The 13,418-nt window shown below is 68.1% G+C and carries 12 protein-coding genes; 7 read left to right on the forward strand and 5 right to left on the reverse strand.

The genetic code is table 11. The features are described from left to right. Window positions 1-33: 33 nt before the first annotated feature. Window positions 34-1,107: a bile acid:sodium symporter family protein gene (locus tag FHS42_RS21080; protein ID WP_184574219.1), complete on the reverse strand. Its 1,074-nt coding sequence runs from the start codon at window positions 1,105-1,107 to the stop codon at window positions 34-36. Between the two features lie 123 nt (window positions 1,108-1,230). Between FHS42_RS21080 and FHS42_RS21085 the strand changes: the two genes are divergently transcribed. Then, entirely contained in the window at window positions 1,231-2,097 is an 867-nt protein-coding gene (locus tag FHS42_RS21085) for a LysR family transcriptional regulator (RefSeq protein ID WP_184574221.1), read from the forward strand. Window positions 2,098-2,231: 134 nt separating this feature from the next. Here FHS42_RS21085 and FHS42_RS21090 read toward each other — a convergent pair whose 3' ends face one another. From FHS42_RS21090 to FHS42_RS21100, 3 genes are all read right to left on the reverse strand, one after another. Then, window positions 2,232-5,120 carry a M4 family metallopeptidase gene (locus FHS42_RS21090; protein WP_184574223.1) on the reverse strand — a complete coding sequence of 963 codons (2,889 nt, stop codon included), beginning with the start codon at window positions 5,118-5,120 and terminating at the stop codon, window positions 2,232-2,234. 195 nt (window positions 5,121-5,315) lie between these two features. Next, window positions 5,316-5,795 carry a hypothetical protein gene (locus FHS42_RS21095; RefSeq protein WP_184574225.1) on the reverse strand — a complete coding sequence of 160 codons (480 nt, stop codon included), beginning with the start codon at window positions 5,793-5,795 and terminating at the stop codon, window positions 5,316-5,318. Then, window positions 5,792-6,301: a hypothetical protein gene (locus FHS42_RS21100; RefSeq protein ID WP_184574227.1), complete on the reverse strand. Its 510-nt coding sequence runs from the start codon at window positions 6,299-6,301 to the stop codon at window positions 5,792-5,794. The genes FHS42_RS21095 and FHS42_RS21100 overlap by 4 nt, the downstream gene beginning before the upstream one ends. Before the next feature lie 337 nt (window positions 6,302-6,638). On the opposite strand from FHS42_RS21100, the gene FHS42_RS21105 reads away from it, so the two are divergent. Then, on the forward strand, window positions 6,639-7,772 hold the full coding sequence (locus FHS42_RS21105) for a helix-turn-helix domain-containing protein (protein ID WP_184574229.1): 1,134 nt from the start codon (window positions 6,639-6,641) through the stop codon (window positions 7,770-7,772). 280 nt (window positions 7,773-8,052) lie between these two features. Here the strand turns inward: FHS42_RS21105 and FHS42_RS21110 are convergent, their stop codons facing one another. After that, window positions 8,053-8,718 carry a TetR/AcrR family transcriptional regulator gene (locus FHS42_RS21110; RefSeq protein WP_184574231.1) on the reverse strand — a complete coding sequence of 222 codons (666 nt, stop codon included), beginning with the start codon at window positions 8,716-8,718 and terminating at the stop codon, window positions 8,053-8,055. A 96-nt stretch (window positions 8,719-8,814) separates the two neighbouring features. On the opposite strand from FHS42_RS21110, the gene FHS42_RS21115 reads away from it, so the two are divergent. From FHS42_RS21115 to FHS42_RS21135, 5 genes are all read left to right on the forward strand, one after another. Continuing rightward, window positions 8,815-9,657, forward strand: coding sequence for an NmrA/HSCARG family protein (locus FHS42_RS21115; RefSeq protein ID WP_184574233.1), 843 nt, complete (start codon window positions 8,815-8,817; stop codon window positions 9,655-9,657). Further along, window positions 9,644-10,093 (forward strand): SgcJ/EcaC family oxidoreductase, encoded by a 450-nt coding sequence (locus tag FHS42_RS21120; protein ID WP_184574235.1) that lies wholly within the window; start codon window positions 9,644-9,646, stop codon window positions 10,091-10,093. The genes FHS42_RS21115 and FHS42_RS21120 overlap by 14 nt, the downstream gene beginning before the upstream one ends. A 73-nt stretch (window positions 10,094-10,166) precedes the next feature. Next, a complete protein-coding gene (locus FHS42_RS21125) occupies window positions 10,167-10,646 on the forward strand; it encodes a carboxymuconolactone decarboxylase family protein (protein WP_184574237.1) in 480 nt (159 codons plus the stop codon). 769 nt (window positions 10,647-11,415) lie between these two features. Continuing rightward, window positions 11,416-12,081, forward strand: a complete 666-nt coding sequence (locus FHS42_RS21130) for a class I SAM-dependent methyltransferase (protein WP_184574239.1) — start codon at window positions 11,416-11,418, stop codon at window positions 12,079-12,081. A gap of 77 nt (window positions 12,082-12,158) precedes the next feature. Next, on the forward strand, window positions 12,159-13,409 hold the full coding sequence (locus FHS42_RS21135) for a glycosyltransferase family 4 protein (RefSeq protein WP_184574241.1): 1,251 nt from the start codon (window positions 12,159-12,161) through the stop codon (window positions 13,407-13,409). The last annotated feature ends 9 nt before the right edge of the window (window positions 13,410-13,418 follow it).

Raw genomic sequence — 13,418 nt, forward strand, 5'->3', positions numbered from 1 at the left:
CGCCCGCCAGCCCGTACGCACCAGCCGCGCCCCTTACGCGGCAGGGGCGCGCGCTCCCGCGGCGGGCTGGGACGGCGGCGCCTCGGCGGGTTCGGCGGGTTCAGCGGGTTCGGCGGGTTCGGCAGGTCGCTCCTGCGGGGCGCGCGCGGCGTACCGCTTGGAGAGGACCGCGCACACCATGAGCTGCATCTGGTGGAAGAGCATCAACGGCAGCACCACTAGTCCAGCCTCGGCGCCGAACAGCACGCTCGCCATCGGCAGCCCTGCCGCCAGGCTCTTCTTCGAACCGGCGAAGGTGATGGCGACGCGGTCGGCGTACGGGAAGCCGAGGCGGCGCGAGCCGTACGAGGTCAGCATGAGCATCGCCGCGAGGAGCACCGCCTCCACGCCGAGCAGCGCCAGCAGGCGGGCCCAGGTGACCTGCTGCCACACGCCATCGGCCATGCCCTGGCTAAAGGCGGTGTAGACGACAAGCAGGATCGAGCTGCGGTCGGCGTAACCGAGCATCCTTCGGTGTCGGGCGATGAATCCGCCGACCCAACGGCGCAGCACCTGCCCGGCCAGGAAGGGAACGAGCAGGTGTAGCGCGATGGTCAGCAGCGAGCCGCCCGAGAACCCGCCGCTCTCGCCGAGCAGCAGTCCGGCGAGCACGGGGGTGAGGAGGACGCCGACCAGGCTGGAGAAGGAGCCCGCGCAGATCGCGGCGGCGACGTTGCCGCGGGCCACCGAGGTGAAGGCGATGGATGACTGGATGGTGGAGGGCACCAGGCACAAAAAGAGCAGACCGGTGTAGAGCTGGGGGGTCAGCACCAGCAGGACGAGCCCTCTGGCCGCCAGACCAAGCGCGGGGAAGAGCACGAAAGTGCAGGCCAGGACGGTGAGGTGGAGTCGCCAGTGGCGTAGTCCTGCCATCGTCTCGCGGGCGGAGAGCCGGGCGCCGTAGAGGAAGAACAGCCCGGCGACGGCGACCGCGGTCGTGTCGTCCGCGACGACAGCGGCCTGTCCGGTGGCGGGCAGCAGGGCGGCGAGTAGGACGGTGCCGATCAGCGCCAGGACGAACCCGTCGAGCGGCAACCAGGAGGGGAACGCACGTGCGGGGCGGCGCATGAGATCTCTTTCGGGGCCGGATCAAGCTGACCTGGCCACCCTGCCGCACGCCCTGCTCATCGGGAAAGCCGTTCACCACTCTCACTGTTATCGCGAAACGTGATGGCCGGGTACGGTGGCGCAATGTTCGACCCGACGCAGTTGCGCACCTTTCGCACGGTCGCGCAGACCCTCAGCTTTACGCAGGCCGCTCAGCGGCTCGGGTTGCGGCAGTCCACCGTGAGCCAGCAGGTGCGCAAGTTGGAGGCGGCGGCCGGCCGGCAGTTGTTCGTGCGCGATACGCACAGCGTGGAGCTGACCGAGGACGGCGAGGCGATGCTGGGCTTCGCCCGGACGATCCTGGAGGCGAACGAGCGGGCGGCGAGTTGGTTTGTTGGCGCCCGGCCGCGCGGTCGGCTGCGCTTCGGCGCGTCCGAGGACTTCGTCCTTACCCGGCTGCCGGAGATCCTGGAGGGCTTTCGGCGCGACCACCCCGGGGTTGAGCTGGAGCTGACGGTGGAGTTGTCCGGAACGCTGCACGCCATGTTGGAGGCCGGGCGGCTTGATCTGATCCTCGCCAAGCGCTCGCCGGACCGGCCAGGTGGGCGGCTCGTGTGGCGGGACCGGTTGGTGTGGATCGGTAGCGATCGGCTACGGATCGATGCGGACCGTCCGCTGCCGCTCATCCTCTTTCCGCCACCGGGCATCACGCGGGCCCGGGCCCTTGAGGTGCTGGAGCAGCACGGCCGGGCCTGGCGGATCACCTGTACCAGCGGCAGCCTCAACGGCCTGGTCGCGGCGGCCAGGGCGGGCCTCGGCGTCATGGCGCACACCCGGGGCATGATCCCGCCCGGCCTCATCCGGGTGCCGGATCGGGCGGGCCTGCCCGACCTGGGCTCGGTGAAGTTCGCGCTGTTCCACGGTGGGGACGCAGTGGCCGCACACGCCGGGGCGGACGAACTCGCAGCGGCCATCTTGGCGGGCGGGGACCGGCTGCACCGGGGCGGCTAGAAGGGCTAGGAGCCTCGCCCGCACCCGGCACGACCGCAACACGACCGCGACACGACCGCGACGGCGTGAGGCCGGTGGTCCGCCGGGTACGTCACCCGGCGGGCCACGGCCCGAAGTCGCGTCGCTCTACGGGGTCAGCCGCACCGGCCTGCCGGCCGGGTGCGGGCCGCCACGTTGGTGGTGCCGGTCGTTGAGTCCAGCCACACCGCTTGGCTGCCCGCCACCGCGGCGGGCGATGCCTGCTCGCCGCGATTGCAGGAGACCCGGCCCTTGCGGTTGCCCGGGTCCTCAGGCGAGCCGCCCGCACCGAACTGATAGAGCTTGGGGGTCGATTCGTTGCGGATCTCGGTGTCGGGGACGTACGAGCCCACCGTCACGGTGCTCTCGGACGCGGCCAGGTTGTAGGCGTTCAGAGCGTTAGGCCCGACCTGCGGGCTGAGGTCCACCACGCCGGAGCCATCGATCGCGGCGCGGCGCAGGGTCGTCGTGTTCTCGGCCAATCCTTCGTCAAGGAGCCAGAAGACGTGTGTGCCATTGATGGCCGTGGGACCGATGCGCGCGGAGTTCGGGTACCGCTGGATCTCCTTGTTCTCACCGGTAGCGACGTCAACGACACGGGTGGACCACTCGTACACGGCCCGCACCCGCTCCTTCTCCTGGTAGACAACCTTGCCGTGGCTCACTGACGGGGAGTACGCCCGGTGGTAGGTGCCCCCGCCGATTCGTACCAGGTTGGCCGGGTCCTTCAGACTCAGGTAGAGCACCCCTGCGCGCCCGCCGTGGTTCGCGAAGCCGAAGGTCACCACGTCACCGTCAACGTCCAGCGTCCCGTTCACGCCCCGGCCGGACCACAGCTTCTTCACGGGGCCGCCCGCGAGCGGCCTGGACAGGACGTTGGTGCCGCCGCCTACGCCGTACGCCTGCCACACCACCGTCTTGCCATCGGTGGCCGGCTTGACGTGGTAGCGGCCGTCGTTGGGGCTCATCAACTTCGGCTGCCCCTTGCCGTCGCCGCGGCCGGCCCACACCGAGTATGGTTCCGAGCCGTCCTCGTTGGACTTCGACGCCGCCCACCAGCCGCCGCCCCCGCCCAGGTTCGTATCGGTCGTGTTGATCCGGTCCAGGAGGTTTTCGGAGTCAACGCCGAGGGCCAACTCCCAGCCGGGCACGATGCCGTGTGCGGTGAAGGCGCGTTGCAGCGCCTTGTGGTCGGCCGCCGGGATCTTGAGGTCCTTGGCTGCCGCGAGCACGGCGGCCCGCCCCTCGGTGAAGCCGTCGAGCGGCGTGAGGTACTCGGTCAACGCCTTGTAGACGATTTTGTCGGTCAGGTCGGCGCCCAGGTCTTCGCGGGCGTCCCACAACGCGCCGCCGAAGATGGTCGAGTTGAGGTGGACGCCGCCGTTGTCATTGGCGAAGCCAAGGCCGAGAAACGACTTGGTCGTGGTGCGCCCGTCACCCAGGTCGCGCAGCGCGCATTCGCGGGGGGCCTTCGTTCGACACAGGCGCTCACCGATGAGGCCCGAATCCGGGTCGCTCACCGGTATGCCGTACACATCCGCCTCGATGGCGTTGCCGAAGTAGTCGGCGATGGCCTCGTTCATGGCGCCGGACTGGCCCGCGTAGACGAGGTTCGCCGTGTGCTCGACCACGCCGTGTGTCATCTCGTGGCCGACGACGTCCATGCCCGCGGAGAGCGGTCGGTACTCGGCATCCCCGACGCCGTACACGATCTTCTGACCATCCCAGAAGGCGTTGACGTACGTGTCCCCGTAGTTGGCGACGCCCACCAGGGAACGCACGGTCATACCGTGGTCGTCGAAACTGTTCCGGCCGTGCTTGCCCTTGAAGTAGTCGTAGACCTGCCCGGCGGCCCAATGCGCGTCCACGGCGCCGACATCGGTGGCTTCGGTGCCGAACGCGGGCGTCGGCGAACCGAACTCCGCGACGTCCGCGGGCCATTGCCCTGACACCTCACCGGGCGTCTTGCCGCGCGCGTCCCAGGTGGACAGGGAGTTGTTGGCCCAATCGGTTTCGGGGATGCGGGTGAGGTCGCGGAGCACGTACAGATCGCGGTAGACGTCGTGCTCCACATCGAGGGTGACGGCCTTCCCGTCGAGCTTGGCGCCGGTGCCCTTCTCCGGGACCCGCGCCCCCTTCTTCACGGTGTCCGCTGCGGGCTCCCCCACCGCCGCACGAGGCGCATCCGCTGCGGGCTCCCCCACCGCCGTACGAGGCGCGTCGAACGTCTTGATACCGCTGTACTGGAGGACCGGATACCCGGCGCGGGCATCGACGTAGACCTCGCGCAGCACGGGTTCGCCGCTCGCCGGGTCGGTGCCGCGCACAGTGACGTGCCGGGTGAGCACGCCTGCCCCGGTGGGCAGGACGACAAGCCCGCGGGCGGTGCCCACCAGCGGGGGCGCGTCCTGCTCCCCCTCGGGTTCCAACTGTGCGGTGAAATGCCGCTCGTTGAGCTGGGTGCGGACGGAGTCCACGGCACGTTCGACGGCGAGCGCCTCGCCGACCTCTGGCGTGGTGCCGGTGCGCAGTTCGGTGAAGTATTTGCCCGAGGTGCCGGTGACGACCCGCTCGCCGTCCTTCTTCTCCATGCGCACGACGTACTGGCCGCCCAGGACGGGCACGCCCCCATGCCGCTGCTGGAGCCGGACGGTCTCCTGACCGTCCACTGCGGTGGTGCCGGCGGGCACCAGGTCGCGCTTCGCGTCCGCGATCCGATACCGACCCTGCTTGCCATCCAGGTACGTGCGGGCCGCGCCTGCCGCATTGCCCGTGGCCGGGGCCTGCTCCCGGATGCCCTGCACCAATGTCGGCGTCTGCGTCTCCTGACCCGGAATCACCTCCCCCGGGCTCGGCGGTGGTGCCGACGTCGCCGTCGCCGCGACGGCGGGAAGCGCCGATACGACGAGTGCGGCGGCGCTCGCCAGCGCCGCCGCACCCGATATTCCGCTCAGTGGTGATCTGCGGCCACCTCTACGGCCGCTGCCTCTCCTGGGGTGACGCATGGTCTCCCGACCCCCTCGCTAGCGGTGCCGGTGGCGGAACACCGCCCGGCAGGGGCCCATCGAAGCGGTGATGCGCTGCCCCATCAATGAGGCGGGGGTCCGCACGGGCGAGATCTGGCCGATGGCCTCGGCACCGCTTCCCGACTGCACGCAGCAGTGCCCTGATGCATGACTGGGGCGCAGCGGTGCCCGGGCTCACGACTGGGGTGCAGCGGTGCCCGGGCTCACGACGAACGCGGGTGACTTCAACACCGCGGCGCTGACCGCGGTCATGAGCGCGACGCTGCCGGTCCGGTCGGCCCGGACCCACCGTCGCTGATGCTGGGACCCGCACGAGCATGGGCCTATGTCATCGCCATCCCCGCGCACGTCATCACCAGCCAGCCAGCCACCGTCCAATACGAGCGTCAGCCCCCTGGGCGCCTCCGGCGCGGGCGGCCATTGATCGACGCACAGGACGCGGTGGTGCTGCGGCAGGACCAACCCGAGTACGTACGCCACGCGTTCCGCCGCGGGCACGACCAGTTCGCCGGGGCGCAGAATGACGCTCGGGGCCTGCCACGGGGTGTCGCTGTCGCGCGTCTGGAGCACCCGCGGCCAGCCTCGCGACACATCGCCAGGCGTATCCGGGTTCTGTGGTTTCCATACGAGCAGGGCCACGCGGACCGCTGTCACCCAGCACCTCCGGAGCTTCGACGGATCTCCGTCAGGTCGAACCCGCACGCCTCGGGCGTGTGTCCGTTGGTAGTCATGATTCCGGCAGCGTCGGCCCCGTCAGACCAGTAGAAGCCGCCCGGCCCGGCGAGCGTGTCCAGGGTGAGTTGTACGCGGTTTGCGTTGGACCGCAGGACCCCATCCGCCAGGCCTTTGGCCTCGAACAAGGCCGCTTCGTAGGCGAGTTGGAAGTCCACGTCCGTGACGGGCTGCCACCCACACGCGGGGGCGAGGGGCGCGGCACCGGCGAGAAAGAACCGGAGCGCGGTGCCATCACCAAGCCGTACGGTGTGCTGGCCGGTCAGGATGCGATGGGCAGAGCGGGAGCGTGCCACTGCCCGCACCGGGTCAGCGGCCTCGACCAGCGGCACGTCGCAGGCCAACTGATCTTCGCTTCCCAGGCGTTGCTCCACCTGCGCATCGGCCGGTTCGGGCGCTGGGGGCCAGCGGTCTGAGTAGGCAGTCATCACCGAATCCCCGTCCCCCCGCTGCGGTGACGAGGGCACTGGCACGGGGGCCACGGTTCGGGCTCGTTACGGGGCGCGGCCTGATCCGAGTCAACCTCAACGATGACATGACGCGGTGTTTCGCCACGTCGCTTGCGGTACACCGCCATGCGCAGGATCGAGTGGGTCACAGAGGGCTCTTCCGTTCAGAGGCTGCCGCGCACCACGGCAAGCAGTGGTGGCCGCAAGGGGCGCTGGACCTGATCACCGATGGCGATCAGACGCTTACAGAATTGCCGCGATCGATCTGAATAACCGATCACCCTCCGTTGACGAGTGATGACGGTAGCCTTGGCTCATGGTTGCCGTGAGTAGCAATGAGTTCGGGCAGCGTATTCGTGCGGCCCTGCTTGCGCGCGGACTGAGCATGCGGGCAGCGGCTCGGAAGCTGAGTTACGACCCGGCCTACCTGTCCCGCATTTGCTCGGGGAAGCAGGCGCCATCGGTCCAGTTCGCTCGGGACCTTGGAAAGCTTCTGGGTATGGGCGACGAGCTGGTTGCCGCTGCTACGGCGACGCTCGGCGCGACAATGCTTCCTCTGGGTCTGGGGCTCGGCCTGGGCGTGCGTGATGACGAGCTGGCGCAGACGATCCGCACCACGTCCCAACAGTTGGTCACCTTGGACAATCAAGGAGCGGGGGCGGCGATAGCTCCGCTCGCTGCGCGGGCCTACAAGGCGGTTCGTCCCCGGCTCACGGGCGCCGAAAGCGACGTGTTGGCGGCAGCCGCAGAGTTGGCGGAGGTGACGGGGTGGCTGTTCTTCGACGCCGCCCGCATTAAGGCCGCACGCGCATATACCGAGGCGGCGTTGGCCTTGGCGCAGGAGGCCGACGACAGGTCCATCGAGCTGCTGATTCTGCAAAATTTGGCCATGATCGAAGGCTGGGAAGGGAACCTCGACGAGGAACTGAACATCTCCGCGGCCATGTTGGACGCACGGCTACCCCCACGTGTCGAGGCAATGTTCGAGATGCGTGCGGCCCGGGCGCTCGTGGGGCGCGGTGACATCCGCGAGGGCACGTACCGGTTCGACCGGGCGCGAGGCGGCAGCTCCAGCGCGGCCGACCCCTCCTGGGTCTGGTGGCTCGATCGGCGCGAGATCGACGCCTCGCGCGGAAGCGCTCTGTTGTTGGCCGGTCGCCACCACGAAGCGCTCGGCTGGCTACGGCTGGGGACGGACATGCGGGGGTCGGCGGTACGCATCAGCGTTACCTCCGCGCTGCGTGCCAGTTCGCTGGTAACCGTCCAGGCCTGGAGCGACTTGGAAGAGTTGGCGATCGGAATGCACGGCATGGCGCACGTGGTGTGCTCGGAGCGGGCACGGAATCTCCTTCTCAACGTCATCGAACGTGGTACGCAACAGGCCCCCGACCCGGCACGGGACGCGTTGGCGCATCTGCGGGAGATCCTCTGGGACGACGAGCTGATCTAGCGGCGCCCCCTTAGGGTGACGTCGCTTCCGGCTGGCCCCGATAGCGCATCGAGCCGACGATTCGCTGCCTCGCCGCTGCCTGACCGCCGCGTGATCGCCGGCCGATCGCCGCCTGGCCAAGTGCCGCGAAATCGTCGGCGCAGAGCAGGTGTTGAGGGTAGCCAGCCCCGTCAAGGCCGTGTTGTGGCGCGGGTGCCCCGCGCACTGCGCTCTCGCTGCCGCCCCTCAGTGGTCACCCTGAAACGCCCAGCGCCTGCCTGTCGGCCCCTCTTTCGCCGCATCAACGAGTGCCGCGCCAACGCGCCGTCAACAGGTGTTGCGCGGGGGGCGGTTCAGGCAGGCTGGCGTGCGGTGCAGCGGCGAGGCCACCCAGGGCGATCGCGATCAGGCGGCGCCGGGCAGCCCGCGCCTCCGTGGTGAGCGCAGCCTCCCCCAGCTCCTCGATCTGTTCGACCAGGGGCGAGCGGCCCAGCTGCTCGATGAGGAGAATGATGTCGGTGGCCGTCGCGTCCCGACGGAGTCCGCCACACGCGTGCGCGCGCTCCACGAGTGCCGCGAAATCCCGGTCCGCCGCCGACGCGAGGTCGGCCGTGGGCGGGGGCAGTGAGGTCAGCTTCCGCAGCGGGGCGAGTGTGCCCTGGCCGTACTCGACGCTCTCGATCACCAGGTCCTGTAGCCCCTGCCAGGGGTCGGGGTGGTCGGCGGCCGTGCGCAAGGCCGCGTTCCACTGCTGGTTCGACAGCACCAGCAGTCGCTCGTACAGGGCGGTCTTGCTGTCGTAGCGGCGGTAGAGCGTGCCCATGCCGACGCCGGCGGCTTCGGCGATCGCGTTGACGGAGGCGCGCTCGCCGTCGCGGGCGAAGACCCGGCGGGCGGCCCGAAGGAGGGCTTCGTCGTTGCGGGCGACCTCGGCCTGCCGGGCCAGCTGCCGTTTGGAGACGTTCATGCTCGCCAGTCTAGACGTTGCGGAGCACTTTGCTCCGCGGTACTGTCATCGATGTGCGGAGCAAACCGCTCCGCACTAAGGGGGAGTGAGAATTCCATGGACTCGAACAAGACGGTGCTGGTCGCTGGAGCGACCGGACGCCAGGGCGGCGGCGCCACCCGGGCGCTGCTCGCCGACGGCTGGAACGTACGGGCCCTGGTACGCGACGTGGACGCGGCCCCCGCCCGCGCCCTGGCGCACGCCGGGGCGACCTTGGTGCGCGGCGATCTCGATGACGCAAAGTCACTTGCCCGGGCTGCCGCCGGCGCTCACGGCGTGTTCAGCGTCCAGCCGCTGGCCGCCACCGAGGAAGAACTGGCCATCGAGGTCAGCCGCGGCATCGCCATGGCGGACGCCGCTCGGGCCGCAGGGGTCGCGCACCTGGTCTTCAGCTCCGTCGAGGGCGCCGAAAGGGCCACCGGGATCGAGCACTTCGAATCCAAGGCCCGCATCGAGGAGCACCTCGCCGCCACCTTCCCGATGGCGACGATCCTGCGGCCGGTGTTCTTCATGGACAACCTGCTGTGGTACGCCGACGCCGCCGGCGAACGCGTCCTGGAGCTGCCGGTGATTCCCGGCCGCCCCATGCAGATGATCGCAGCCTCGGACATCGGCCGGATTGCTGCCGCGGTGTTCGCCAAGCCCGAGACATACCTCGGCGCCCGGCTGGCGATCGCCGGGGACGCGATCAGCTTCGAGCAGGTGGCGGCCACTTATCAACAGGTCACCGGTGTCCCCACGCGGCTGGTGGCCAAGCCGATCCAGGAACCGATGTACGAGTGGTTCGCCAAGGACGGCTACCGAGCCGACGTCCCTGCTCTGCGCGCCGACTTCCCCTGGCTTCAGCGCTTCGACGCCTTTCTACGTGACGCCCTCGCCCCAGCTCATGCCCGCACCTGACCCGCCACCTCAAAGACTGGAAAGCGAGATCGCCGTGCACACCGAATACGCTCCAGCCGCCGACGTCAGCGCCGTCGCGCAGGTCGTGGCCGCCGTCGAGAACACCCAGCGGGCCAAGGATGTCGAGGGCTTCCTGTCCCTATTCCACCCCGATGCGCTGTGGACGACCGGACACGGCAAGGTCCTGGTCGGTCTCGACGCCATCGCCGTATTCACCCGCGACGTGCTGCCGAAGGCCGACTGGGACGGAGACGTCACCTACGAGGTCGTCCACACCAGCTTTCTGCGACCGGACGTGGCAGCCGTCAAGGTCAGGCAGATTTACCACGCACCCGACGGCGATTCGGAGGGCGCCCCGCTGTACGTCATGACCAAGCAGGGCGACGGGACCTGGCTGCTGCACGCCTGCCAGAACACCCCGGTCCGAGCCGACTGAGCCCCACCACCGCGCTGTGTCATGGCGCGGCGACGACGGGAACCGCAGCAATCACCACGATGAGGAGTGCACTGTGTCCGCGCGCGTGAATCTCATGGGCGACAAGATCGCCAGCAAGGCCATGAAGGGCATCAACACGGCGAGCATGGCCGTGATCAACAGCGGTCTGCTGCCCAAGACGACGATCGACCTCGTGCTGTTGCGCGTGAGCCAGGTCAACGGTTGTGGGTTCTGCACCGACATCCACGGCAAGGATTTGGCGCACGCCGGGCAGAGTGCCGCCCGGGTGAACCTGGTTGCGGTCTGGCGCGAGGCCACGGTCTTCACCGACGAGGAACGGGCGGCCCTTGAACTAGCCGAGCAGGGCACCCGGATCGCTGACGCTGCCGGTGGCGTGCCGGACGATGTGTGGGCGAACGCCGCCAAGCACTACAGCGAGGAACAGCTAGCCGCGCTGACCTGCCTGATCGCGCTGATCAACGCCAGCAACCGGCTCGGTGTCATCGCCGCTGTGCCAGGTGGCGACTACACGCCCGGCCAGTTCAGCGGATAGACGGTGCGGGGCCGACCGCCCCGCTGGGGGGCCTTAGTCGATCGACGGAGGCCCCCCAGCATGTGCTGCCTTGGCGCAATTGACGCAGCTGAGACGTGTCTTAGCCCGGAGAACCGGGGAAGCAGTGCCCCAGGCGGCGCGACGGGGCCCAGCAGCGCATGGGTCAACTGCGGTCCGGCCAGAGCCATTCATAGCGCTCCTGCCGCCTCACGCCGACGATCGGCACGATCGGAGCGGCCCGCCTTCGCGAGGTGTCGGCCGGGAGGCCGCAGGATGTGGTTTCGAGGACCAGCGGGTGTGGCCCGGGCACGAACGGGCACAGAGCCGCGGGTGGTTGGTCTGGACCTGAGTCGGTACGATTCGGGCGTGCCGCCCCGCTATTCGGGCACCACAACCGGCGGCAGCGACTCGCGGTGAGCCTCTCACCTGGGCTTATTGATGACGCCATGCCACATTTTCGGGCAGCTGAAGAACATCAACGGGCATGCCCCGCGGCGGGTTTGGCGGCTCGTAGCAATTGCCGAGTGGACATGCACGAGCTCTGTGCAAGAATTACCGGCGTACATCCGCAAGCGGACATGTACGAAAATGCAAAACCCCTGTGCTTACCCGCAGCCCAGGACGTGGCAATACTTTCCCGGACGGTTGATCTGTTCCATCGGCTCCCAGGTGAAGGGTTGTTATGTACGACATGAACCGCAGGTTCTCCACTGCCCATGTTCGCCATTCTCCCGTCATTTCGTCGGCCTGTGACCCATCGGAACGGACCATGAAGGGCATCTTCGGCGATCTCTATGACAGCGATGCCTGGCAGCTCTTTCCAGGGGGCGGCGACAAGAACGGGAACCTATCGCGTTCGGGTAGCGGATCGAATCTCGTGCAGACCGCGGCTCTCCGCCGGGAGCTTCCTGGCCTGCTCTCGCAGCTCAGTGTGCGCAGCCTCCTTGACATACCGTGCGGGGACTTCTACTGGATGTCTCAAGTAGAACTCGGTGTGAACTCCTACCTCGGCGCCGATGTCGTCCCCGAGGTCATCGAACAAAATCAGCGGCGCTTTGCGCGGCCTGGCCGTGATTTCCGCGTGCTCGACATCACGCGGAGCCGGATTCCACAGGTCGATCTGATCTTCTCGCGAAACTGCCTGGTGCATTTCAGCAATGCCGATGTGTGGGCCGCGCTGGAGAACATCAAACGCAGCCGCTCCACCTACTTCGCGACGACCACCTTCACCAGTCGGGCTGGTAACGCCGCCGACATCGAGACCGGCGGCTGGCGCTGCCTCAACCTGCGCCGCGCGCCATTCTCGCTTCCTTCCCCCCTGCATCTCATCGACGAGAACTGCACAGAGGTCTATGTGTCCGGGGAAGGCGGAGCGGAGGTCGTGCACCGCTTCGCCGACAAATCGATCGGCGTATGGCGGACCGCCGACCTGTAGGCGCTCTCAGCCTCGGCATGTCACGACACCACCCAAGAGACCCGGAGTGCGTGCAAGTGCCTTTATGTGATCCGCCAATGGCCGGAATTCTCGTAGTCAACGAGAGATATTTCCCGGACGACGAGCTGGAGCCGGCGCAGGTCGGTGCCACCTCGTTCTCCCGCTCCGCATTGCGTTGCCTGTGGAACGCCGGACTCTCCGCCGGGGTAATCCTCTACAAGCGAGCTGAAGAACTAACAGAGCCCCAGATCGATCTCACCCACCGGTCGGGCTTCCGCTGCGCTACTCTTCGCTTCAATTTCGACATGGGCGCGGACACGGTGAGCCGCGCTATCGCCGAAGCAGCGGCTCGCCTCTGTGCCGCATACGGCTTCAGCAGCCGGGCCATGCTCTACTACCAGACCGACGCCCTGTTGGTATTTCATCCGCAAGAACTCGCGTGCTGCGTGACCCATCACGGGCCTTTCGTACACGACTTCGTTGAAACGTTCTCGGCGCGGGAAACCGCGCAGGCTTTCGGTGACGCGGCCAAGGCGCTGCACCTGTTCAAACACCAGGAGCTGGGCGTGAACAGTGTCCGGTCGAACGGGCGCATGTTTGTGCTCCAACACTCGCAACTGCAACGGGAGTACCTGATCAGCCGGGGCGTTGATGAGCGACGCATCCGCGCGATACGGCCGCCGATAGCGCCGCCCACAGTGTCGGAGCCGCTTCGCGACGAACGGCTCAGATCGTTCGTCGAGGGGGCTGAGCTGCTCGTCTTCACCGCCGTCGCACGGCTCGACTACTTCAAGAACGTCGAACTCCTCGTCAGCGGCTGCGTCCAAGCGCGTAAACAAGGAGTCCCCTTGCGCATACTGGTCGTTGGGGACAGCGCTGAGGACGATGTCGCGCGGCAAGCGCTGCGTGCCCACGTGCCCGAGGAGCTCAGCGCGGAGTTCATGGCGGTCGGAAAGCTCACCAAGTCCCAGCTTTACGCCCTGTTTAGCCTGGCGCGGTCCAACGGGATCTTCGTCTGCCCCTCGCGGTACGAGACGTTGGGCATCACGCCACTTGAGGCCGCGCTCTCCGGCGTCTGCACCCTGATGACCGACTCCGAAAAGGTGGAAGCACGCAGGTTCTTTCCCGATGCTCACCGGTTCCTGCCCAGCGGTGACGGTCTGGCCGACGCGATCGGGCTCGCGTACGCCAGTCCTTCGGGCGTCGAGCAGCTCGGCAAAGAACTGCGGGAGGCCATCGCGACCGAGATCTCCGAGGAGAACTTCGAGCGGGACACGCTCAGCGCCTGGAGCTACTTCTCGCAATCCGCCCGGCAGTTGGACAGCTGACAACCCGCA

Origin of the sequence: Streptomyces zagrosensis (genome assembly GCF_014203645.1) — a bacterium.
Lineage (GTDB): Bacteria > Actinomycetota > Actinomycetes > Streptomycetales > Streptomycetaceae > Streptomyces > Streptomyces zagrosensis.